The sequence below is a fragment of the Streptomyces sp. NPDC005492 genome (assembly GCF_040605995.1).
Lineage (GTDB): Bacteria > Actinomycetota > Actinomycetes > Streptomycetales > Streptomycetaceae > Streptomyces.
The window spans coordinates 138,319-159,733 of the sequence record NZ_JBEXDX010000018.1 but is presented as its reverse complement, the minus strand read 5'-3'; the positions used below and the strand labels follow the sequence as shown (position 1 = coordinate 159,733).

Here is a 21,415-nt window from a genome sequence, read left to right as displayed (position 1 = left end):
AGCCGCCGCCCCGGACGCCTCGGCGCCGGCCCGGGGCGTCTTCGGGGGACGGGACGGGGGACGATTCGGACGGTGGGTTGCAGCCTCCGCCGCCGCCCCCACCGCCGCCTCCGGGGAGGCCCAAGGGGCGTCGGTGATCGGTTCTTGCTCGGCGTCCGGCCGAGTCCTGATCGGCGCCGCACCCCCGCGCGATCGCCTCGTCGCACCTCTGTCCGCCCACCAGCCGCTTTGTGATCGCCGCGTAAGATTCACGCCACCGACCCGACACCCACTGCTCCGTGTCCGCTGGGCGGACCTCTGCGGCACAAGGCACTCCGTGCCGGATACGGTGGGAGCACCATGAGCGCTTCGCAGACCTCTGACGTCCCCACTCTCCTCGTCAAGATCTTCGGCAAGGACAGGCCGGGTATCACCGCCGGACTTTTCGACACCCTCGCCGCCTACTCCGTCGACGTGGTCGACATCGAGCAGGTCGTCACGCGTGGCCGGATGGTGCTGTGCGCGCTCGTGACCCCGCCGCCCGCCGGGCTCGAAGGGGATCTGCGGGCCACCGTGCACAGCTGGGCCGAGTCGATGAAGATGCAGGCGGAGATCATCTCCGGGCTCGGTGACAACCGGCCGCGCGGGCTCGGGCGTTCGCTCGTGACCGTGCTCGGCCATCCGCTCACCGCGGAGTCCACCGCAGCGATCGCCGCCCGCATCACCCGCGCCGGCGGCAACATCGACCGTATCTTCCGGCTCGCCAAGTACCCCGTGACAGCGGTCGAGTTCGCGGTGTCCGGCGTGGAGACCGAGCCACTGCGCACGGCCCTCGTCACCCACGCCGCGGCGTTCGGCGTCGATGTGGCCGTCGTGGCGGCAGGGCTGCACCGGCGGGCCCAGCGCCTGGTCGTCATGGACGTCGACTCCACGCTCATCCAGGACGAGGTCATCGAGCTGTTCGCCGCACACGCCGGCTGCGAGGACGAGGTCGCCGAGGTGACGGCCGCCGCGATGCGCGGCGAGCTGGACTTCGAGCAGTCGCTGCACGCGCGCGTGGCCTTGCTCGCGGGGCTGGACGCGTCGGTGGTGGACAAGGTGCGCAGTGAGGTGCGGCTGACGCCCGGCGCCCGCACACTGATCCGCACACTCAAGCGGCTCGGCTATCAAGTCGGCGTCGTATCAGGCGGGTTCACCCAGGTCACCGACGATCTCAAGGACCGGCTCGGGCTCGACTTCGCCCAGGCCAACACGCTGGAGATCATCGACGGAAAGCTGACCGGCAAGGTCACCGGGGAGATCGTCGACCGCGCGGGCAAGGCACGGCTCCTGCGCCGCTTCGCCGCCGAGGCGGGCGTACCGCTGGCGCAGACCGTGGCGATCGGCGACGGCGCCAACGACCTGGACATGCTCAACGCGGCCGGCCTCGGCGTCGCCTTCAACGCGAAGCCGGTCGTACGGCAGGCCGCGCACACGGCGGTGAACGTGCCGTTCCTCGACACCGTGCTGTATCTGCTGGGCGTCACGCGCGAAGAGGTCGAGGCGGCTGACACGCACGACGAGGACTGATCCCGGCCCCACAGAGCCTTCGGGGCCCGGCACCACGCGGTGCCGGGCCCTCCGTCGTAGGGATCCGTGGGTCTACTCGGACGGCGCCCAGTAGTCGGCCAGCGTCGCCGCGCCCGGCTCCAGGGCCTTCCAGGAGCCGTCGAAGGTCAGGACGGCGAAGGCGGCGGTCGGGAAGCCGCGGCGGGTCAGCCACTCGCGGGCTTCGCCGGTGCTCTGGCCGGACAGGACCTCGGTCAGGCCCTGCACGCCCGGATTGTGCCCGATGAGGATCAGGTTCCGGGTGTCGTCCGGCGTCTCGTTCAGCACGGCGATCAGCTCGCCGGGCGAGGCCTCGTAGATCCGCTCCTCGTAGACCGTTTTCGGCCGGTGCGCGAGCTCGTGGACGGCGAGCTTCCAGGTCTCCCGGGTGCGGGCCGAGGTGGAGCAGAGGGCCAGGTCGAAGGGGATGCCGGTGTCGGCCAGTCTGCTTCCGGCGGTGGCCGCGTCCAGGCGGCCGCGCTCGGCAAGCGGTCGCTCGTGATCGGTCACCTGGGGCCAGTCGGCTTTCGCATGCCGGAAGAGGACAATCCTGCGGGGTTCTGCGACGCTCATGGGATCCAGCTTCGCATGAAACAGGCCACGGGGCGCTGGGAGTTGACGGGCGGCCGCGCCGGAGCTCAGCGGGCTATGAGCTGCTGCGCGCGCTCGAAGAGGTGAGTGATCATCGGGTCCGAGGCCGCCGCTTGGGCGTCCGTCGGGTTGAGCATCATCACGAGCAGCACGATGAACGCGAGCGCCGGAAGGGCGAGGGCCCACCACGGCAGCCTGATGTCGACGCCGCCCGTGGTCGCCGGGTGGGGCCGGGTGTGCGTCTGGGCCGACATGGATGCCTCCGCTGGTCTCCGAGTGGTCCGCGATCCGCTTCTCGCGGTCACACTTCGAAGTTACGGAACGCGCGGTCCCCAACCCATCCGGAGATCCACCCACTTGACCCTGAGCCTCGCCCCCTAGGGGATGGTGGGGACAACCCCACCCTCGGCCCGCCGAGGCACGATCAGAGACGCGCGGTCACGGGGACGCGATCGTCGCGATGATGGCGATGACGATGAAGATGGCGAAGAACGAGCCGAAGACGATCAGCATCTTCTTCTGGCCGTTCTGGGGGTTCGGGTCGAGCACTGGCATGCGCCCAGTCTCGCACCCCTGGCCCGTGCCGGATCGGCCGGGGTGAGGTCACCCGGCGGCCTCGTCCTCCACCGTGCGGTGGCGTCCGGCGAGGACTCCCACGGCCATCTGCGGGACCATCAGGCCGGCCATGAGGGCGATCGGCAGTCCCCAGCCGCCGCTGTGCTGGTAGAGCACACCGACCAGGAGCGGTCCGGGGATGGAGATCAGATAGCCGGTGCTCTGCGCGAAGGCCGACAGCTGGGCGACCCCCGCGCTGGTCCTGGCCCGCATCCCGACCATCGTCAGGGCCAGCGGGAAGGCGCAGTTGGCGACGCCGAGCAGCAGGGCCCAGGCCCAGGCGCCACCGGCCGGCGCGAGGTACAGGCCCGCGTATCCGGCGAGGCCGCAGACCCCGAGCGCGATCACGATCGGGCCCTGCCGGGGCAGCCTGGTGGCGAGGCGCGGGATGACGAAGGCCAACGGCACGCCCATCACCATGGTGACGGCCAGGAGCAGCCCGGCGGTGCTCGCGGAGACGCCCGCGTCCCGGAAGATCTGTGCCATCCAGCCCATCGTGATGTAGGCCGCGGTGGCCTGGAGCCCGAAGAACACGGCGAGCGCCCAGGCGGTACGGCTGCGGGTGATCCGCAGCTCGGGCCCCGCCTGTTCGGTCTCCCGCGCACGGGAGGGCTGGTCCGCGGGCGCCTCCCGGTGTCGTACGAGAAGGATCCACGGCAGTACGGCCGCGGCGGCCGGCGCCGCCCACACGGCCAGGCCGGCGCGCCAACCGCCGCCCAGGGCATCGGTCATGGGCACGGTGACCGCGGCGGCCGCGGCGGTGCCGAGGGCCAGGGCCATCGAGTAGAGGCCGGTCATGGAGCCGACCCGGTCCGGGAACCAGCGCTTGACGATCACCGGCATCAGGACGTTGCTGACCGCGATGCCCATGAGCGCGAGCGCGCTGCCGGCCAGGAAGCCCGCCGTACCGCCGATGTACGGCCGTATGAGCAGGCCCGCGGTGATGGCGGCCATGCCGGCGCAGACCACGGCCGCCGGGCCGAAGCGGCGGGCGAGGCGTGGGGCCGTGACGCCGAAGACGGCGAAGCACAGCGGGGGAACCGAGGTGAGCAGTCCGGCGACGCTGCCGCTCATGCCGAGGCCGTCGCGGACCTCTTCGAGGAGGGCGCCGAGGCTGGTGATGGCGGGGCGGAGGTTCAGCGCGGCGAGCACGATGCCGACGGCGATCAGCCGCGTCGTCCACGCGCGCGTGGTCGTCGCTTCTCCGGTCGGCGCCGGTGAGTCGTCCGCGGCGGCGCCGCTGACGTTCGTCGTGGACTTCAGTGTCCGTGTCTCCTCGCTTGCCATGCCGCCCATCATAGAATCATGGGATGATTGGTTGCCCATCCCCAGGGGCCCCGCTGCCGCCCCGCACATGCGAAGGTGTGCCATGCCTCTGAGCCACCCCCGTCGTTCGGCGCTGTCCGAGCAGGTCATCGCCTCGCTGCGGAACCAGATCACCTCGGGCGAGTGGCCGGTCGGCTCCCGGATCCCGACCGAGCCGGAGCTGGTCGAGCAGCTCGGGGTCGCCCGCAACACGGTCCGCGAGGCCGTCCGCGCGCTCGCGCACAACGGCCTGCTGGACATCCGCCAGGGCTCGGGCACCTACGTCGTCGCGACCAGCGAGCTGGCCGGAGTGATGCACCGCCGCTTCGCGGACGCCGACCCCCGGCACATCGCCGAACTGCGCTCCACGCTGGAGTCCGCGGCGGCGCGACTGGCGGCCGAGCGGCGCACCGAGAAGGACCTCAAGCAGTTGGACGCCCTGCTCGTACGGCGTGAGGAGGCCTGGGCGTCCGGGAACACGGAGGCCTTCGTGACGGCCGACGCGACCCTGCACATGGCCGTGGTGGCGGCCTCCCACAACGACGTCATGACGGCGATGTACGCCGACCTGGGCGAGGTGCTGCGGGACTGGCTGCGGGCGGACGTCGGCGAGGAGCTGACTCCGGAGACGTACATGGACCACACACGGCTCGTGGACGCGATCCGCGCGGGTGACGCGGTGGCGGCCGCGTCGGAGGCCGCGGCTTATCCGTTCGCGTGCCGCCCGGGGCGGTTCAGTGCGCCCGCTTCTGGTGGCTGACCCACACCGCGCGGACGTCCTCCCAGCAGCGGCCGGTCAGCCGTACGGTCTGCGCCGGTCCGGCGTCGGTCCCGATGCCGTCGCTGTCGATGTCCCACCAGCGGTCGCACTCGATGTGCAGGCTGACGCGGTCGGTCTGGGGGTACGGGTTGTGGCAGTACGCGACCACGTGCGAACCGCGGATCGAGGTGCGGCACGCGGCGCCGAACAACTGGGGTGCGGCGGCCGGTTTCCGGGCCTCCACGCGCGCGTGGGGCATCGCCTCGTACGCCAGCGAGATGACGAGCGCGAGGGCGGCGGTCACTGAGGCCAGGCTGCGGGACAGGCGCACAAGGGGAACCTCCTCGGCAGTGCTGGGGAGGGAATCGCGTGGTGAACGCGTAATCCAGAGTGCGCGGTTGCGCCCCGCCCCCGCCCGGCCGGAGGGGCCGAACGGGTGACGCCCCGCTTCCCTCACGATGCGGGAAACGGGGCGTCGACGCCGTAGGAGAGGCGGGCCGGGAGGTCAGGCTCCGATGGCGTGCAGGCCGCCGTCGACGTGGACGATCTCGCCGGTGGTCTTCGGGAACCAGTCGCTCAGGAGGGCGACGATGCCCTTGCCGGCCGGCTCGGGGTCCTTGAGGTCCCACTCCAGGGGGGAGCGGTCGTCCCAGACGGCGGCCAGGTCGCTGAAGCCCGGGATGGACTTGGCGGCCATGGAGCCGAGCGGGCCCGCGGAGATGAGGTTGCAGCGGATGTTCTGCTTGCCCAGGTCGCGGGCGAGGTAGCGGCTGGTGGCCTCCAGGGCGGCCTTGGCCGGGCCCATCCAGTCGTACTGCGGCCAGGCGTACTGCGCGTCGAAGGTGAGGCCGACGACCGAGCCGCCGTTCTGCATCAGCGGCAGGCAGGCCGTGGTCAGCGACTTCAGGGAGAACGCCGAGACGTGCATGGCGGTGGCGACCGACTCGAACGGAGTGTGGAGGAAGTTGCCGCCGAGCGCGTCCTGCGGCGCGAAGCCGATGGAGTGGACGACACCGTCGAGGCTGCCGAGCTCCTCACCGACGACGTCGGCCAGGCGCGCGAGGTGCTCGTCGTTGGTCACGTCGAGTTCGATGACCTTGGTGGGCTTGGGGAGCTTCTTGGCGATGCGCTCGGTCAACGTGGGCCGCGGGAACGCGGTCAGGATGATCTCGGCGCCCTGCTCCTGTGCCAGCTTGGCGGTGTGGAAGGCGATGGACGCCTCCGTCAGCACACCGGTGATCAGGACACGCTTGCCCTCGAGAATTCCGCTCATGGTGTTCAGTGACCCATTCCCAGTCCGCCGTCTACGGGGATGACGGCTCCAGTGATGTACGAGGCGTCGTCCGAGGCGAGGAACCGCACCGTCGCGGCCACCTCCTCGGGCTGCGCGTACCGGCCGAGCGGCACCTGCTTCACGATGGCCTCGCGCTGCTCGTCGGTGAGCACCTTGGTCATGTCGGTGTCCACGAAGCCGGGCGCGACGACGTTGAAGGTGATGTTGCGCGAGCCCAGTTCACGGGCGAGGGAGCGCGCGAAGCCCACGAGACCGGCCTTGGAGGCGGCGTAGTTCGCCTGGCCGGGTCCGCCCATCAGGCCGACGACCGACGAGATCAGGACGACCCGCCCCTTCTTGGCGCGCAGCATGGCGCGGTTGGCGCGCTTGACGACACGGAAGGCGCCGGTGAGGTTGGTGTCGACGACCGAGGTGAAGTCCTCCTCGGACATGCGCATCAGGAGCTGGTCCTTGGTGACACCGGCGTTGGCGACCAGGACCTCGACCGGGCCGTGCTCGGCCTCGATCTCCTTGTAGGCCTGCTCCACCTGCTCGCTGTCGGTGATGTCGCACTTGACGGCCAAAAAGCCGGCCGGCGGCTCACCCGAGCGGTACGTGATGGCGACCTTGTCGCCGGCGTCGGCGAACGCACGGGCGATGGCGAGGCCGATGCCCCGGTTGCCTCCGGTGACGAGAACCGAGCGGCTCAACGGATCACCCTTTCGATAGCGGTCCTGCACGCCTGCCCGGTACACCTGGTCGACAGGCGGCTTTATCGAAAACCTATCGGTCCGCTCCCTCCGGCGGACAATCGGGCACCGACAGTGGCTAACGGGACTCGCTGTCGGGTCCCTACAGAAAGTACCGACGCAGCGCGGAAACGTGTGGTCCCCGCGCCCGCTCGCGCGACATGATCGGACCTCACAGGCCACGACAGCAGGGAGACCTCCGTGCCTCATTCCATCGACGAAGCCTTCACGGCACTTCCGCTACGCGCCCTGGCCGACGCCGCGCTCGCACGCGCGCGTGCACTGGGCGCCGAGCACGCGGACTTCCGGTTCGAGCGGGTGCGCAGCGCGTCCTGGCGGCTGCGGGACGCCCGCCCTGCCGGTACGTCGGACACCACCGACCTCGGGTACGCGGTGCGGGTCGTACACGGCGGCACCTGGGGCTTCGCGTCGGGGGTTGACCTGAGCCTGGACGCCGCCGCCAAGGTCGCCTCGCAGGCGGTGGCGATGGCGAAGCTCTCCGCCCAGGTGATCAAGGCGGCCGGGTCGGACGAGCGGGTCGAGTTGGCCGCGGAGCCGGTGCACGAGGAGCGGACGTGGATCTCGTCGTACGAGATCGATCCGTTCTCCGTGCCCGACGAGGAGAAGGCGGGGTTGCTCGCGGACTGGAGCGCCCGGCTGCTCGCGGCGGACGGCGTCAACCACGTGGACGCGTCGCTGCTCACCGTGCACGAGAACAAGTTCTACGCCGACACCGCCGGGACGGTGACCACGCAGCAACGCGTCCGGCTGCACCCGCAGTTGAACGCGGTGTCGGTCGACGAGTCGAGCGGCGAGTTCGACTCCATGCGCACGATCGCGCCGCCGGTGGGCCGCGGCTGGGAGTACCTCACGGGCACGGGTTGGGACTGGGATGCCGAACTCGCGCAGATCCCCGAACTGCTCGCCGAGAAGATGCGCGCCCCGAGCGTCCAGGCGGGCCTGTACGACCTCGTCGTCGACCCGTCCAACCTGTGGCTGACGATCCACGAGTCCATCGGCCACGCCACCGAACTGGACCGCGCGCTCGGCTACGAGGCCGCCTACGCCGGCACCTCCTTCGCCACCTTCGACAAGCTGGGCAAACTCAAGTACGGGTCCGAGCGGATGAACGTCACCGGCGACCGCACCGCCGAACACGGCCTGGCGACCATCGGCTACGACGACGAGGGCGTCGAGGGCCAGTCCTGGGACCTGGTCAAGGACGGCACCCTGGTCGGCTACCAACTCGACCGACGCATCGCCAAGTTGACCGGCTTCGAGCGCTCCAACGGCTGCGCCTACGCCGACTCCCCCGGCCATGTCCCCGTCCAGCGCATGGCCAACGTGTCGCTGCAACCGGATCCGGCGGGGCTGTCCACGGAGGATCTGATCGGCGGGGTCGACCGCGGGATCTATGTGGTCGGCGACCGGTCGTGGTCGATCGACATGCAGCGCTACAACTTCCAGTTCACCGGCCAGCGGTTCTTCAAGATCGAGAACGGGCGGATCACCGGGCAGCTGCGGGACGTCGCGTACCAGGCGACGACCACCGACTTCTGGGGGTCCATGGCGGCCGTCGGCGGCCCGCAGACATACGTCCTGGGCGGCGCCTTCAACTGCGGCAAGGCCCAGCCGGGTCAGGTCGCCGCGGTCTCGCACGGCTGCCCGTCGGCCCTCTTCACGGGAGTCAACATCCTCAACACCACGCAGGAGGCCGGTCGATGAGCGCCCGTACGAACAAGCCGCACGAGGTCGTCGAGCGCGCCCTGGAACTGTCCCGGGCCGACGGCTGTGTCGTCATCGCCGACGAGAACTCCACCGCCAACCTCCGCTGGGCGGGCAACGCGCTGACCACCAACGGCGTCACGCGCGGGCGCACGCTCACCGTCATCGCGACCGTCGACGGCAAGGAGGGCACGGCCTCGGGGGTCGTGTCCCGGTCCGCCGTCACCCCGGAGGAGCTGGAGCCGCTGGTGCGGGCCGCCGAGGCCGCCGCGCGCGGTGCCGCGCCCGCCGAAGACGCGCAGCCGCTCGTCACGGGCGTACCGGAGTCGCCCGACTTCACGGACGCACCCGCCGAGACCTCGTCCGGCGTGTTCACCGACTTCGCGCCGGCGCTCGGCGAATCGTTCGCACGCGCGCGTGCGGGCGGTCGCGAGCTGTACGGCTTCGCCAACCACGAGCTGGTCACCAGCTACCTCGGTACGTCGACGGGGCTGCGCCTGCGCCACGACCAGCCCAACGGGACGCTGGAGCTGAACGCCAAGTCCCCGGACCGTACGCGCTCCGCGTGGGCCGGCCGCTCGACGCGGGACTTCAAGGACGTCGACCCGGCGGCCCTGGACGCCGAGTTGGCCCTGCGGCTGGGCTGGGCCGAGCGGCGGATCGAGCTGCCCGCGGGCCGCTACGAGACGCTGCTGCCGCCGACCGCGGTCGCGGACCTGCTGATCTACCAGATGTGGTCGGCGTCGGGCCGGGACGCGGTCGAGGGCCGCACGGTGTTCTCCAAGCCGGGCGGTGGCACCCGCGTCGGCGAGAAGCTCACCGAGCTGCCGCTGTCGCTGCGCAGCGATCCGAACGAGCCCGGTCTGGAGTCAGCCCCCTTCGTGCTCGCGCACACCTCCGGGGGCGACCAGTCGGTGTTCGACAACGGGCTGCCGCTGACGGCGACCGACTGGGTGCGCGAGGGCGAGCTGAAGCACCTGCTGACCAGTCGGCACAGCGCGGGTCTGACCGGGCTGCCGGTGGCGCCGTCGATCGACAACCTGATCCTGAGCGGGGGCGAGGACCGCTCGCTGGAGGAGATGGTCGCGAACACCGAGCGCGGGCTGCTGCTGACCTGCCTCTGGTACATCCGCGAGGTCGACCCGGCCACGCTGCTGCTCACGGGGCTGACCCGGGACGGCGTCTACCTCGTCGAGAACGGCGAGGTCAGCGGTGAGGTGAACAACTTCCGGTTCAACGAGTCGCCGGTGGATCTACTGGGGCGGGCGACCGAGGCGGGGCGGACGGAAAAGACGCTGCCGAGGGAGTGGAGCGACTGGTTCACTAGGGCTGCGATGCCGGCGCTGCGGGTGCCGGACTTCAATATGAGCTCTGTCAGTCAGGGCGTATAACCTCGTACCTGATTCACGAGACCCATCGAGATCGCTCAAGGAGATACGAGAACCGTGACGGACATCGTCGACGAACTGCAGTGGCGTGGGCTGATCGCCCTCTCCACTGACGAGGACGCATTGCGCAAGGCGTTCGCGGACGGTCCCGTCACGTTCTATTGCGGATTCGACCCGACCGCGCCCAGCCTGCACCTCGGCAACCTCGTGCAGATCCTGACGATGCGCCGGATCCAGCAGGCGGGCAACCGTCCGCTGGGCCTGGTCGGCGGCGCCACGGGCCTGATCGGCGACCCGAAGCCCAACGCGGAGCGGACGCTGAACTCGCCGGAGGTCGTGGCCCAGTGGGTCGAGCGGCTGCGCTCGCAGATCGCCCCGCTGCTGGACTTCGAGGGCCCGAACGCGGCGATCATGGTCAACAACCTGGACTGGACCCAGGGCCTGTCGGCCATCGAGTTCCTGCGGGACGTGGGCAAGCACTTCCGGGTCAACAAGATGATCGCGAAGGAGGCCGTCTCCCGGCGGCTCAACTCCGACGCGGGCATCAGCTACACCGAATTCAGTTACCAGATCCTGCAGGGCATGGACTTCCTGGAGCTGTACCGCAGGCACGGCTGCACGCTGCAGACCGGCGGCAGCGACCAGTGGGGCAACCTCACCTCGGGCACCGACCTGATCCACCGGGTCGACCCGGAGGCCGTGGTGCACGCCCTGGGCACCCCGCTGATCACCAAGGCCGACGGCACCAAGTTCGGAAAGACGGAGTCCGGCACGGTCTGGCTCGACCCCGAGATGACCACGCCGTACGCCTTCTACCAGTTCTGGCTGAACGCGGACGACCGGGACGTCTCCAAGTTCCTGCGCATCTTCAGCTTCCGGTCCCATGAGGAGATCGAGGAGTTGGAGCGGCAGACCGAGGAGCGCCCCCAGGCCCGCGCCGCGCAGCGCGCGCTCGCCGAGGAGCTGACGACGCTCGTGCACGGCGCCGAACAGACGGCCGCGGTGACCGCCGCGTCCAGGGCTCTGTTCGGGCAGGGTGAGCTGGCGGAGCTGGACGAGAAGACGCTGGCCTCGTCCCTCTCCGAGGTGCCGCACATCCAGGTCGCCGAACTCGGCCCGGTCGTCGACCTGTTCGCCGAGGTGGGGCTGGTGGCGAGCAAGTCCGCGGCGCGCCGGACCGTGAAGGAGGGCGGGGCCTACGTGAACAACGTGAAGGTTGCCGCCGAGGACGCCGTACCGGCGAAGGAGGACCTGCTGCACGGGCGGTGGCTGGTGCTGCGCCGGGGCAAGAAGAATCTGGCGGCCGTGGAGGTCACGGGCGCGTGAGCGCATGAGGGAGGGGCGGTTTCCCGGTGCGGGAGGGCCGCCCCTTCGTCGTACGGCTGTCAGGCTCGCCGTTTGTTCCTGCCGAGGGTCGCCATGTACGCCATGTCGACCACGAAGACGATGATGACCGCGGCGACGAGTTGGAACGCGTGGCGGCTCCAGTCGATACCGCTGGTCGCGTCGACGCCGGCGGCTCGGGCGATCGCGTTGCCTACGATGGCGCCGAGGATGCCGCAGATGGTGGTCAGCCACAGGGGACTGTGCTGCTTGCCCGGGATGATCGCCTTCGCGATCAGGCCCAGCACGAATCCCACGATGATCGCCCACAACCAGCCCATGGCTGCCTCCTTGTACGGCTCGACGCGAGCATTACGCCAAGTGTGGGTCCGGTCGCGGTACGGCGCATGTCGGGTGCGGCCGTACGCGCTACGGCGCAGACCGCTCGCCCAGGCCGGAGACGCCCCGGTCTCGAAGGCGGCGCAGGCGCGGCGTAACGTAGGACGTGTCGGGGCCCGGTTCCCGGATCGGGGTGCGAACCGGTGCGAGGGCCGGGGAGAGTCCGATGTGGGCGGATGGTGGAATGTGATGCGGAAGCCACACAGCGAAGGCAACGCCCAGGTGTTCCGGATCACCGGAGCCCGGACGGGACTCGCGGAGGATGTCCGCGGTCGCCAGCGCCGGTATGTCATCTCGATGTCGATCCGTACGGTGTCGGTGATCCTCGCCTGCGCGCTGTGGAACGTCGAACGGCACGTCGCGATCGTCGCGTTGGTGGTCGGCATGCTCCTTCCCTATGTCGCCGTCGTGATCGCGAACGCCGGGCGGGAGAACGCGCCGGGGCTTCCGTCGACATTCGTCACCACTCCGCTGCGGCCGATGATCACGCCGCCGCGGTCCGACGAGGCGTTCACGGAACCCGTCGCGGAAGAGGTCGTGCCCGAGCCGACGCCCGGTCCGGGGGGCGAACCGTACGACCGGTCGTGACCGTCGCGGACGGGTCATATTCGAGAGTCGGGTCCGCACCAAGCTCAAGAAAAGCTCAGATCAATCATGTTGTTCCGGTGCCGGGCGACCGGTTCCCCGTGACATACTTCGTACGCGCTCCGCATCCCCCGTCGGAGCGACAGACCGACGCCGGGCAGCTCCCCCCGTGGCTGCTCGGCGTCGCCTTTTCAGCGCATCTGTGAGACGAAATCCATGAGTTCCCGTGAGTGACGAGACACCGATCTGCTCCGCGAAGGGCTGCCGCGCGGACGCGGTGTGGGTCCTCGCGTGGAACAACCCGAAGATCCATACGCCGGAGCGGCGCAAGACGTGGCTCGCGTGCGAGGAGCATCGCGAGCATCTGTCCCAGTTCCTCGGTGTGCGGGGCTTCCTGAAGGACGTCGTCAAGTTCGAGGACTGGGAAGCGCCTGAGGGGGCCTAGCCGCCGATCGCCGACATCGGTCGATCCGGCTGCAGGAACGACGGGTCGTCCAGGCCCGAGCCCGCCTTCTTTCCCCACATCGCCAGGCGCCAGATCCGGGCGATCTCCTCGTCGGGTGCGCCGGAGCGCAGGGCGCCGCGGAGGCTGGTCTCCTCGCGGGCGAAGAGGCAGTTGCGTATCTGGCCGTCCGCGGTGAGGCGGGTGCGGTCGCAGGCCGCGCAGAACGGGCGGGTGACCGAGGCGATGACGCCCACCCGGTGCGGGCCGCCGTCCACGATCCAGCGCTCGGCGGGGGCCGATCCGCGCTCGTCGGAGCCTTCGGGGGTCAGCTCGAAGCGGGTGCGGAGGGAGGCGAGGATGTCGCCCGCCGTGACCATGCCGTCGCGCTTCCAGCCGTGCTGGGCGTCCAGGGGCATCTGCTCGATGAAGCGCAGTTCGTAGTCGTGCTCGACGGCCCAGGCGAGCAGGTCCGGTGCCTCGTCGGCGTTGAGTCCCGGCATCAGCACCGAGTTGACCTTGACCGGGGTCAGGTCCGCTTCGCGGGCGGCTTCGAGGCCCGCGAGGACGTCCTGGTGGCGGTCGCGGCGGGTGAGGGTCTTGAAGACGTCGGGGCGCAGGGTGTCCAGCGAGACATTGACCCGGTCCAGGCCCGCCTTCTTCAGGGCGGCCGCCGTGCGCTTGAGGCCGATGCCGTTGGTCGTGACGGACATCTGGGGGCGGGGCTCCAGGGCCGCGACCCGCTCGACGATGCCGACCAGGCCGGGGCGCAGCAGGGGCTCGCCACCGGTGAAGCGGACCTCCTCGATACCGAGGGAGGTGACCGCGATGTCGATCAGACGGACGATCTCGTCGTCCGTGAGGAGGTCGGGTTTGGCCAGCCACTGCAGACCCTCTTCGGGCATGCAGTACGTACACCGGAGATTGCACCGGTCTGTCAGCGAAACCCTCAGGTCGGTGGCCACTCGGCCATAGGTGTCGATGAGCACGTGGGCCCCCTCCCTCGATTTCGGATCGCATGTTTTTCCGACACCGTCGAGCCTACGCGACACCTCTGACAACGAGACCGGCCCGATCCCACGAGGTACGACGGGGCCGCGTCGTAGGGATCTACGACGCGGCCGTCGACGTGGGCCTCAGTGGGCTCCCGTGCCGGTCAGGGACCGTACCTCCAACTCCGCGTACTTGCCGGTGTCCGGCTCCTCCTTGGAGAGGATCGTGCCGAGCCAGCCCAGCAGGAAGCCGACGGGGATGGAGATGATGCCGGGGTTCTCCAGGGGGAACCAGTGGAAGTCGACGTCGGGGAACATCGAGGTCGGCTTGCCGGACACGACCGGCGAGAACAGGACCAGACCGACCGCGGTGACCAGGCCGCCGTAGATCGACCACAGGGCTCCGGGGGTGGTGAAGCGCTTCCAGAAGAGGCTGTAGAGGATCGTCGGGAGGTTGGCGGAGGCGGCGACCGCGAAGGCCAGGGCGACCAGGCCGGCGACATTCAGGTCGCGGGCGAGGGCGCCGAGGAGGATGGAGACGGCGCCGATGCCGACCGTGGCGTACCGGGCGGCGGACATCTCCTGCTTCTCCGTCGCCTGCCCCCGCTTGATGACGTTCGCGTAGATGTCGTGGGCGAACGAGGAGGACGAGGCCAGAGTCAGGCCGGCGACGACCGCGAGGATCGTGGCGAAGGCGACGGCCGAGATGGTGGCCAGGAGGATGGCGCCCCAGTTGGAGTCGACTCCGCCCAGATGCAGGGCCAGGAGGGGGGCTGCCGTGTTGCCCGCCTTGTTGGAGGCGATGATCTCGTCGGGTTTGATCAGTGCCGCGGCGCCGAACCCGAGGGCCAGGGTCATCAGGTAGAAGGCGCCGATCAGGCCGATGGCCCAGTTGACCGACTTCCGGGCGGCCTTGGCGGTGGGCACCGTGTAGAAGCGGATCAGGATGTGCGGCAGGCCGGCGGTGCCGAGGACCAGGGCGATGCCCAGGGAGATGAAGTCCAGCTTGGTCGTGCCGGTGGCGCCGTACTTGAGGCCGGGTTCCAGGAAGGCGGACCCCTTGCCGCTGTTGTCGGCGGCCTTGCCGAGCAGGTCGGAGATGTTGAAGTCGAACTTCAGCAGCACCAGGAAGGTCAGCAGCAGGGCGCCGGCGATCAGCAGGCAGGCCTTGACCATCTGGACCCAGGTGGTGCCCTTCATGCCGCCGATGGTGACGTACACGATCATCAGGACGCCGACCAGGGCGACGATGCCGATCTTGCCCGCGTCACTGGTGATGCCGAGGAGCAGCGAGACCAGGACACCCGCGCCGGCCATCTGGGCCAGCAGATAGAAGATCGACACCACGATGGTGGAGGTGCCGGCAGCGGTACGGACCGGGCGCTGGCGCATGCGGTACGCGAGGACGTCGCCCATGGTGTAGCGGCCGGAGTTGCGCAGCGGTTCGGCCACCAGGAGCAGGGCGACCAGCCAGGCGACCAGGAAGCCGATGGAGTACAGGAAGCCGTCGTAGCCGAAGAGGGCGATGGCGCCTGCGATGCCGAGGAAGGACGCGGCGGACATGTAGTCGCCGGAGACGGCGAGTCCGTTCTGGAAGGCGGTGAACTGGCGGCCGCCCGCGTAGAAGTCGGCGGCGTCCTTGGTCTGGCGGCCCGCCCAGACGGTGATGACGAGCGTCGCGGCGACGAAGATCGCGAACAGGGTGATGATCAGCGGGCGGTGCTGGCTCGCCTCGCCCGCCGCCAGGGTGATCGCGGGGCTCATGCGCCGCCCTCCATCCGGGACTTGATGGCCTCGGCCTTGGGGTCGAGCTTCGCGGCGGAGTACCGCGCGTACCACCAGGCGATGAGGAACGTGGTGAGGAACTGGGCGAGGCCCAGCACCAGGGCGACGTTGATGTTGCCGACGACCTTGGTGTCCATGAAGCCGTCCGCGTAGTTCGACAGCAGGACGTACAGCAGGTACCAGACGATGAAGGCGACGGTCAGCGGGAAGGCGAAGGAGCGGTGGGCGTGCCGCAGTTCGGCGAACTCCGCGCTCTCCTGGACCTGTTCGAACTCCTCGGTACTGGGGAGTGTGCGTTCGGCTTTCGAGGGGGGTGGTGTCTCGGTGGCCACGGTGTCTCCTCGCGTTGCGGACATGCTGGTTGCGACCTCACAGACCTACGGATCACGCCACCAGGAGTGATCGACCGACTCCCCCGCGCCACAATTGGCGGAGGCCCCGATCCTGCTGGCGCTTCCTGCCCAAGGTCACGGCGCCACGCGTGGACCGGTTCAACTCCTTTGACTTCTTTCAGGACTCGCCTTGGGGAAGTCATTGCTGGGCAGCCGTCGCGGGAGATAACTTCGGCCTGCACTACTCGTCATGTACCTGCCCGGACACCACCACGTCTCGGGCCGTTTCGTTCCGGATGATGTGGAGATCCCATGGCTCATCTGCGCCCCAGACGCCGGCTCGCCCTCGCCGTACCGGTCGTGCTGTCGCTGACCGCCTCGCTCGGTTTCCTCCCGTCGGCGGCCTCGGCGGTCCCCTCCACGGAGACCACCGCACAGGCCGCCGACGCGCCCAACCTTGCTTATGTGGTCAACACTCGGCTGGACCACCGGACGATCGACTCGGTCAAGAAGGCGATCAATGCGGCCGGCGGAACCATCGTGGTGACGTACGAGAAGATCGGTGTGATCGTCGTGCACTCGGCGAACCCGGCCTTCGGCGCGCAGATCCGCGCGGTGCGCGGGGTCCAGTCGGCTGGCGCCACGCGGACGGCGCCGCTGAGCCTTACCTCGACGACGGACGAGGGCGCGGCGCAGTACCTGTCCAAGGAGCAGGCCGAGCGGACGGCGAAGGCCTCCGCGTCCGCCGGTGACAGCGAGCCGCTCGAAGCCGACCAGTGGGACCTTCCGGCGATCGGCGCCGACAAGGCCGCGAAGATCAACCCGGGCAGCAAGAGCGTGACGGTCGCCGTCATCGACGTCGGCGTCGACGACACCCACCCGGACATCGCCCCGAACTTCTCCCCCTCGCAGTCCGCGAACTGCGTGGGCGGCAAGGCGGACACGACGTACGGCTCGTGGCGTCCCGTGGACTCCGCTCACCTCCACGGCACGCATGTCGCGGGTGAGATCGCCGCCGCCCGCAACGGCATCGGTGTGGCGGGGGTGGCGCCGGGGGTGAAGGTCGCCGGGATCACGGTGGCCGAGCCGGATTCGACCCAGCTCTTCTACCCGGAGAGCGTGGTCTGCGCGTTCGTGTTCGCCGCGGATCACGGCGTGGAGATCACCAACAACAGCTACTACGTTGATCCTTGGCTGTACAACTGCATGGACGACCCCGATCAACGTGCCATCGTCGATGCGGTCAACAGGGCCCAGTTGTACGCACAGAGCAAGGGCACGCTCAACGTCGCCGCGGCCGGCAACTCCAACGACGACCTCGACTCGCACGCTCTCGTCGACACCTCCAGCCCCGACGACTCGACCGCGGTGCGCCGGACGGTCGACCCGCACGAGTGCTTCGACGTACCGACCCAGTTGCCCGGTGTCGTCACGGTCAGCTCGGTCGGCGTCAAGAAGGCCAAGTCGTACTTCTCCAGCTACGGCGAGGGCGTGATCGACGTGTCGGCGCCGGGCGGGGACTCCCGGCAGATCCCGGAGACCCCGTCGAAGGACGGCCGCATCCTGTCCACGCTGCCGAACAACACATACGGCTTCCTCCAGGGCACCTCGATGGCGACCCCGCACGTCGCCGCCGTGGCCGCGCTGCTCAAGTCCACGCACCCGCATGCCGGTCCGGCCCAGTTGCAGGCGCTGCTGAAGGCCGAGGCGGACAACCCGGGCTGCCCGACCGCCCCGTACGACACCAACGGCGACGGCATCGCGGACGCGACCTGCGTGGGCGGCAAGCGCGTCAACGGCTTCTACGGGTTCGGCATCGTCAACGCGCTGCGCGCGGTCAAGTAGCGGACACCTCCTCCGGGCCGGGCGGATCTCCGCCCGGCCCGTTCATGTCTGCATCGCCACCCCAGTGATATTGATTGAATCAATACTGCATAGTGCAGTCATGACTGACATCAACATGGCATGGGCCGCGCTGGGCGGCGATCCCGCCCTGGTCTCGCGGGTCTCGACCGTCGCACGCCAGGGGGCGCTCGAAGCGCGGCTTCCCGTACGGGAGTTGGCCCGGGCCTGCGTAGGAGTGTGCGCGCTGGCCGCCGCCGAGTTGGGGACCCGGCGGGCCGGGCTCACAGAGGTGCCCGGGGTGCGGGTGGACGACGGGGCCGTCGCTACGGCGTTCGTCAGTGAGCGGCACCTGTTGATCGACGGGCGGGCGCCCGTCAGCTTCGCGCCGCTGTCACGGTTCTGGCGGACGGCCGACGGCTGGGTCCGCACCCACGCGAACTATCCGCACCACAGGGAGCGGCTGTTGGGTGCGCTGAGGCTGCCGGGGGACGCCTCCGTGGAGGACGTGGCCGAGGTGCTCGCCGAGCGGTCCGCCCTGGACGTCGAGAACACGGTGTACGGCGCCGGGGGTCTCGCGGTCGCGCTGCGGTCGGGGCAGGAGTGGGCGGCGCATGCGCAAGGGGTCGCGGTGGCCGGGCGGCCGTTGGTCGAGCGGGAGTGGCTCGACGGCGCATGCGCGCGTGTGCTGCCGCCGCTCGGCTCCGGTCCGCTGCTGCCCGCCGCCGGGCTGCGGGTGCTCGATCTGACCCGGGTCATCGCGGGCCCGGTCGCCACCCGCACGCTCGCGTTGCTGGGCGCGGACGTGCTGCGGGTGGACGCCCCGCACCTGCCGGAGGACCCGGACGCGCACGCGGACACCGGTTTCGGGAAGCGGTCGACCCGGCTGGACCTCGGCCTGGCCGCCGACCGGCGGAGCTTCGAGGCGTTGCTCGCGCGGGCGGACGTGGTCGTCACCGGGTACCGGCCGGGCGCCCTGGACCGGTTCGGCCTCTCCCCCGAGGCCCTGATCAGCCGCAGGTCCGGGCTGGTCGTGGCGCAGTTGTCGGCGTGGGGAGCGTACGGGCCGTGGGGCGACCGGCGCGGGTTCGACAGTCTGGTGCAGGTCGCCACCGGGATCGCGGCGGTCGAAGGGACGCCGGAGCGGCCTGGGACGCTGCCCGCGCAGGCCCTCGACCACGGCACCGGGTATCTGCTGGCGGCCGCGGTGCTGCGGGCGCTGACGGAGCAGGCGGAGCGGGGTGGCGGCCTCGTCCTGCGGTTGGCGCTGGCGCGGACCGCGGCCTGGCTGACGGCGGGCGGGGCCGAGCGGGGAGGGGCGGGCGGAACGGCGTACGGGAGTGAGCGGGGCGGGACGGACTCCGGGAGCGAGCAGGGCGCGACGGCGTACAACCGGGCGGACGCCTGGCTGGGTGAGACGGACAGCGGTATCGGGCGGCTGCGGCACGCCCTGTCGCCGGTCTCCTTCGTCGGCGGGCCCGCGAACTGGGCGCGCCCGCCGGGTCGTTGGGGCACGGACCCGGCTGGTTGGGCGTGATCCGGGGTCGGCCGGAAACGTACCTATGAGCGGAATGCCGTTCCGCCAGTTGTTTTGTTGTACTTGCCCGGTTATGTGACGGCTGGTGAAGATCTCGGGGTGACCTTGATACGACCGACTGTCGAAGCGGCCGGCACGAGTGGCTCCGGGCGGCGCAGGGCCGTCGCCGCGCTGGCCCTGGTGGTGCTCGCCGCGTTGGTCCCGCTGCTCGGCCCGTCCGCCGCGCTGCACGGCACCGGGGAGGCCGCCGCGCCCGGTGTCGGCGGCATCGCGCTGCTGCGGGCGGTGCTGTTCGGGGCGCTGTGCGTCCCGCTGGGCGAGCTGTTCGTGAACCGGCTGGCGCGTACCGTGCCCGGCGCTCCCCCGAACGGCCCCCGCAGTTGGGCGCTGTACGCGGCCGGTGCCGGTCTCGTCGCCGCGCTCGGGCTCGCGTCGGTCGTGGCGACCGGCAACCTCGTGCCGCACAGCCTCGACCAGATCGACGTCGGCGGCCTCTACCAGTCCCGCGACGGCAAGTTGGCGCTCCTGGAGGTCAACGCGTTCGCCGCGGCGGCCCTGTGCGCTAGGTCCCGCCGGCCCGGCCTCCAGGTGTGGCCCCTGGCGGCCGTGGTCGTCGCGGAGGCGCTGCGCGCGCACCCGGTGGGCGAACACAGCGCGCTGGTCGGCTCCGAGCTGACCCTGGTCCATCTGACGTGCGCGGCGCTGTGGGTGGGCGGACTGCTGCACGTACTGCGGACGTTGGGGCGGTGGCGGGGTACCGAGGCGGGGGCCGCGCTATTGGGGCTCTACGCGCGCGTGGCCGCCGTGCTGCTCGCCGCGATCACCGCCACGGGGGTGTGGAGTTCGCTGCGCCGGATGCCGGCCGGCACGATCCTGGACCAGCTCACGACGACGGCGTACGGGCGCACCCTGCTCGCCAAGGTGCTCCTCGTCGCCGCCGTCGCCGTACTCGCGCTGTGGGCGCGCTACCGGTTGCGGCGGGCCACCGATCCGCTGGCCGCCTGCTCACCCGCGCGGGCCGAGGTCGTCGCCCTGGGGGTGGTGGTCGTGCTCTCCGGACTGTTGACGGCCCTGCCGGTGCCGATCCGCTGGCATTGATCCACTCCAGTATTGATCGACCCCGATATTGATCAACTGTTGACGACCAGCACCTTCAGGGCGGTGCGCTCGTCCATCGCCTTGTAGCCGTCGGGTACGCCCTCCAGGCCGACCGTGAGGTCGAAGACGGGCGAGGGGTCGATGGTGCCGTCCAGGATGTCGGGCAGCAGTTCCGGGATGTACGCGCGGACCGGCGCGACTCCACCGCGCAGCGCGATGTTCCGGTCGAACATGACCCCGAGGTCGAGGCCGGTGCCGCTGCCGTGCGGCACGCCGACGAAGCCGATAGCGCCGCCGTCCCGCGTGATGTCGACGGCCGTCCGCATGGACTGCTCGGTGCCGACGGCCTCGACGACGGAGTGCGCGCCCTGGCCGCGGGTGAGTGCACGGACGGCCTCGACGGCGGCCTCGCCGCGTTCGGCGACGACGTCGGTGGCGCCGAAGCGGCGCGCGATGTCCGTGCGGGTCTCATGGCGGCCGAGCGCGATGATCCGCTCGGCGCCGAGGCGTTTGGCGGCGAGCACGGCGCACAGGCCGACCGCTCCGTCGCCCACGACGGCGACGGTGGCACCCTTGCGGGCGCCCGCGCCGAGGGCCGCGTGGTGGCCGGTGCCCATGACGTCCGACAGGGTCAGCAGCGCGGACAGCAGGTGCTCGTCGGAGGCCGCGTCCTTCGGCAGCGGTACGAGCGTGCCGTCGGCGAAGGGCACGCGCACCGCCTCGCCCTGGCCGCCGTCGTAGCCCACGGCACCCCAGAAGCCGCCGTGCACGCAGGACGTGGTGAGGCCCTCGCGGCAGTAGTCGCAGACGCCGTCGGACCACATGAAGGGCGCGACCACGAGGTCGCCGGGCCTGACGCCGTTCACCTCGGAGCCGGTCTCCTCGACGATCCCGAGGAACTCGTGGCCGATGCGCTGCCCCGGCTGCCGGGCGGCCTCGCCGCGGTACGCCCACAGGTCGCTGCCGCAGATGCAGGCGCGCAGCACCCGGACCACGGCGTCGGTGGGCAGGCGCACCAAGGGATCGGGCACGTCCTCCACGCGCATGTCGAACGGGCCGTGGATGGTGGTGGCGCGCATGGCGAGGATCCTTCTCGGCTGGTCTGCTG

At 70.5% G+C, this 21,415-nt stretch carries 22 protein-coding genes; 10 read left to right on the top strand and 12 right to left on the bottom strand.

Features of this window, described 5'->3' with window-relative positions; genetic code table 11:
- Positions 1-339 precede the first annotated feature (339 nt).
- Complete coding sequence (gene serB / locus ABZT04_RS24565; protein ID WP_356059116.1) at positions 340-1,548, top strand: phosphoserine phosphatase SerB; 1,209 nt, start codon at positions 340-342, stop codon at positions 1,546-1,548.
- Between the two features lie 72 nt (positions 1,549-1,620).
- Here the strand turns inward: serB and ABZT04_RS24560 are convergent, their stop codons facing one another.
- The 4 genes from ABZT04_RS24560 to ABZT04_RS24545 all read right to left on the bottom strand — a co-directional run bounded on the left by ABZT04_RS24560 (position 1,621) and on the right by ABZT04_RS24545 (position 4,071).
- A complete protein-coding gene (locus ABZT04_RS24560) occupies positions 1,621-2,139 on the bottom strand; it encodes a histidine phosphatase family protein (protein WP_356059115.1) in 519 nt (172 codons plus the stop codon).
- 65 nt (positions 2,140-2,204) lie between these two features.
- Complete coding sequence (locus ABZT04_RS24555) at positions 2,205-2,411, bottom strand: hypothetical protein (protein ID WP_356059114.1); 207 nt, start codon at positions 2,409-2,411, stop codon at positions 2,205-2,207.
- 184 nt (positions 2,412-2,595) lie between these two features.
- Positions 2,596-2,712 carry an SGM_5486 family transporter-associated protein gene (locus ABZT04_RS24550; RefSeq protein ID WP_356059113.1) on the bottom strand — a complete coding sequence of 39 codons (117 nt, stop codon included), beginning with the start codon at positions 2,710-2,712 and terminating at the stop codon, positions 2,596-2,598.
- A gap of 48 nt (positions 2,713-2,760) precedes the next feature.
- Complete coding sequence (locus ABZT04_RS24545; RefSeq protein ID WP_356059112.1) at positions 2,761-4,071, bottom strand: CynX/NimT family MFS transporter; 1,311 nt, start codon at positions 4,069-4,071, stop codon at positions 2,761-2,763.
- 70 nt (positions 4,072-4,141) lie between these two features.
- Here ABZT04_RS24545 and ABZT04_RS24540 point away from each other — a divergent pair, with 70 nt between their 5' ends.
- Positions 4,142-4,837, top strand: a complete 696-nt coding sequence (locus tag ABZT04_RS24540; RefSeq protein ID WP_356059111.1) for an FCD domain-containing protein — start codon at positions 4,142-4,144, stop codon at positions 4,835-4,837.
- Here the strand turns inward: ABZT04_RS24540 and ABZT04_RS24535 are convergent.
- The 3 genes from ABZT04_RS24535 to fabG form a co-directional block, all read right to left on the bottom strand.
- On the bottom strand, positions 4,812-5,168 hold the full coding sequence (locus tag ABZT04_RS24535) for a hypothetical protein (protein ID WP_356059110.1): 357 nt from the start codon (positions 5,166-5,168) through the stop codon (positions 4,812-4,814). The genes ABZT04_RS24540 and ABZT04_RS24535 overlap by 26 nt on opposite strands.
- A 174-nt stretch (positions 5,169-5,342) precedes the next feature.
- The gene (fabI, locus tag ABZT04_RS24530; RefSeq protein WP_356059109.1) at positions 5,343-6,110 is read right to left on the bottom strand and encodes an enoyl-ACP reductase FabI; all 768 of its coding nucleotides are present in this window, start codon (positions 6,108-6,110) and stop codon (positions 5,343-5,345) included.
- A 5-nt stretch (positions 6,111-6,115) separates the two neighbouring features.
- Positions 6,116-6,820 carry a 3-oxoacyl-[acyl-carrier-protein] reductase gene (fabG, locus tag ABZT04_RS24525; RefSeq protein ID WP_356059108.1) on the bottom strand — a complete coding sequence of 235 codons (705 nt, stop codon included), beginning with the start codon at positions 6,818-6,820 and terminating at the stop codon, positions 6,116-6,118.
- 240 nt (positions 6,821-7,060) lie between these two features.
- Here fabG and ABZT04_RS24520 point away from each other — a divergent pair, with 240 nt between their 5' ends.
- From ABZT04_RS24520 to tyrS, 3 genes are read left to right on the top strand one after another with little or no spacing between them, the layout of a single operon-like run.
- The gene (locus ABZT04_RS24520) at positions 7,061-8,584 is read left to right on the top strand and encodes a TldD/PmbA family protein (RefSeq protein WP_356059107.1); all 1,524 of its coding nucleotides are present in this window, start codon (positions 7,061-7,063) and stop codon (positions 8,582-8,584) included.
- Positions 8,581-9,975 (top strand): metallopeptidase TldD-related protein, encoded by a 1,395-nt coding sequence (locus ABZT04_RS24515; RefSeq protein ID WP_356059106.1) that lies wholly within the window; start codon positions 8,581-8,583, stop codon positions 9,973-9,975. The genes ABZT04_RS24520 and ABZT04_RS24515 overlap by 4 nt, the downstream gene beginning before the upstream one ends.
- A gap of 54 nt (positions 9,976-10,029) precedes the next feature.
- Complete coding sequence (gene tyrS / locus ABZT04_RS24510; RefSeq protein WP_356059105.1) at positions 10,030-11,298, top strand: tyrosine--tRNA ligase; 1,269 nt, start codon at positions 10,030-10,032, stop codon at positions 11,296-11,298.
- A gap of 59 nt (positions 11,299-11,357) precedes the next feature.
- On the opposite strand, the gene ABZT04_RS24505 is transcribed toward tyrS, so the two are convergent.
- Positions 11,358-11,636 carry a GlsB/YeaQ/YmgE family stress response membrane protein gene (locus tag ABZT04_RS24505; RefSeq protein WP_356059104.1) on the bottom strand — a complete coding sequence of 93 codons (279 nt, stop codon included), beginning with the start codon at positions 11,634-11,636 and terminating at the stop codon, positions 11,358-11,360.
- A 247-nt stretch (positions 11,637-11,883) separates the two neighbouring features.
- Here ABZT04_RS24505 and ABZT04_RS24500 point away from each other — a divergent pair, with 247 nt between their 5' ends.
- The gene (locus ABZT04_RS24500; RefSeq protein ID WP_356059103.1) at positions 11,884-12,282 is read left to right on the top strand and encodes a DUF3099 domain-containing protein; all 399 of its coding nucleotides are present in this window, start codon (positions 11,884-11,886) and stop codon (positions 12,280-12,282) included.
- A gap of 223 nt (positions 12,283-12,505) precedes the next feature.
- Positions 12,506-12,724: a hypothetical protein gene (locus tag ABZT04_RS24495; RefSeq protein ID WP_356059102.1), complete on the top strand. Its 219-nt coding sequence runs from the start codon at positions 12,506-12,508 to the stop codon at positions 12,722-12,724.
- Here the strand turns inward: ABZT04_RS24495 and moaA are convergent.
- The 3 genes from moaA to ABZT04_RS24480 all read right to left on the bottom strand — a co-directional run bounded on the left by moaA (position 12,721) and on the right by ABZT04_RS24480 (position 15,830).
- A complete protein-coding gene (moaA, locus tag ABZT04_RS24490) occupies positions 12,721-13,710 on the bottom strand; it encodes a GTP 3',8-cyclase MoaA (RefSeq protein ID WP_356059101.1) in 990 nt (329 codons plus the stop codon). The genes ABZT04_RS24495 and moaA overlap by 4 nt on opposite strands.
- A 147-nt stretch (positions 13,711-13,857) precedes the next feature.
- Positions 13,858-15,477 (bottom strand): cation acetate symporter, encoded by a 1,620-nt coding sequence (locus tag ABZT04_RS24485; RefSeq protein WP_356059100.1) that lies wholly within the window; start codon positions 15,475-15,477, stop codon positions 13,858-13,860.
- Positions 15,474-15,830: a DUF485 domain-containing protein gene (locus tag ABZT04_RS24480; protein ID WP_355922538.1), complete on the bottom strand. Its 357-nt coding sequence runs from the start codon at positions 15,828-15,830 to the stop codon at positions 15,474-15,476. Before ABZT04_RS24480 ends, ABZT04_RS24485 begins: the two co-directional genes overlap by 4 nt.
- A gap of 312 nt (positions 15,831-16,142) precedes the next feature.
- Here ABZT04_RS24480 and ABZT04_RS24475 point away from each other — a divergent pair, with 312 nt between their 5' ends.
- From ABZT04_RS24475 to ABZT04_RS24465, 3 genes are all read left to right on the top strand, one after another.
- Positions 16,143-17,675: a S8 family serine peptidase gene (locus ABZT04_RS24475; RefSeq protein WP_356059099.1), complete on the top strand. Its 1,533-nt coding sequence runs from the start codon at positions 16,143-16,145 to the stop codon at positions 17,673-17,675.
- 100 nt (positions 17,676-17,775) lie between these two features.
- Positions 17,776-19,209 carry a CoA transferase gene (locus tag ABZT04_RS24470; protein WP_356059098.1) on the top strand — a complete coding sequence of 478 codons (1,434 nt, stop codon included), beginning with the start codon at positions 17,776-17,778 and terminating at the stop codon, positions 19,207-19,209.
- Between the two features lie 99 nt (positions 19,210-19,308).
- Complete coding sequence (locus tag ABZT04_RS24465; RefSeq protein WP_356059097.1) at positions 19,309-20,307, top strand: CopD family protein; 999 nt, start codon at positions 19,309-19,311, stop codon at positions 20,305-20,307.
- Positions 20,308-20,339: 32 nt separating this feature from the next.
- On the opposite strand, the gene ABZT04_RS24460 is transcribed toward ABZT04_RS24465, so the two are convergent.
- Positions 20,340-21,386, bottom strand: a complete 1,047-nt coding sequence (locus ABZT04_RS24460; RefSeq protein WP_356059096.1) for a zinc-dependent alcohol dehydrogenase family protein — start codon at positions 21,384-21,386, stop codon at positions 20,340-20,342.
- Between the last annotated feature and the right edge of the window lie 29 nt (positions 21,387-21,415).